General features: G+C 42.8%; 1 protein-coding gene. It reads left to right on the top strand.

From position 1 onward, the window contains the following. The coding region (locus SB725_RS33865; protein WP_410923779.1) for a hypothetical protein at positions 1-236 on the top strand (236 nt) is incomplete at both ends.

Raw genomic sequence — 236 nt, 5'->3', positions numbered from 1 at the left:
AGTGAACTTAACGTAGGGGGTAATGCTACAACGGGAGGTAATCCGGGAACTGCCGGACAGATTCTTACATCAAACGGAGCTGGGGGAGCGCCTAAATGGGCTGATTCGCCAATTGATGCAGATGGTACAGTTAATATTGCCAATGTAGCACATCCAGTAATAAATGTTAACAGTAGAGATAATGGAACATATGTTTTAGATCAGACCAATGCTCCTAACTATACAATTTGGGTTAC

This window comes from Pseudomonas sp. SIMBA_041, from assembly GCF_046535095.1.
Classification (GTDB): Bacteria; Pseudomonadota; Gammaproteobacteria; order Pseudomonadales; family Pseudomonadaceae; genus Aquipseudomonas; species Aquipseudomonas mucoides.
The sequence above is the reverse complement of the archived record's forward strand: the minus strand, read 5'-3'. Positions and strand labels throughout refer to the sequence as shown.